Source organism: Pseudoalteromonas sp. 20-92 (assembly GCF_030847595.1).
Lineage (GTDB): Bacteria > Pseudomonadota > Gammaproteobacteria > Enterobacterales > Alteromonadaceae > Pseudoalteromonas > Pseudoalteromonas fuliginea.
In genome coordinates this window covers 1-266 of record NZ_JANJGQ010000113.1, presented here as the reverse complement: position 1 = coordinate 266, position 266 = coordinate 1, and the positions used below count along the sequence as shown (strand labels likewise).

At 44.4% G+C, this 266-nt stretch carries 1 pseudogene; it reads left to right on the top strand.

Annotated features, from left to right (window positions below):
* Positions 1–246 (top strand): annotated as a pseudogene (locus tag NRL14_RS20980) (IS110 family transposase); the annotation flags it as partial.
* Between the last annotated feature and the right edge of the window lie 20 nt (positions 247–266).

Here is a 266-nt window from a genome sequence, read left to right as displayed (position 1 = left end):
AGTAACCGAACGCAGTGGCAAGAAAGAATGGATACACTGGCGGTACTCATGCACTAAGTTTTTAAGGCAAACATTTGCGGAATGGGCAGGATTATCTGTGCGCTATTCATTTTGGGCAAAAGCCTATTATCGGCAGCAAGAAGCCAAAGGAAAATACATACGCCCTACAATGAATCAACTTACTTAACCGCATTGAAAAGTAAGGGATCACCGCTGTTAAAATTTGCGGTGGAAAGTGAGCTTTAGCGCTTGCTGTCCACCTCAGG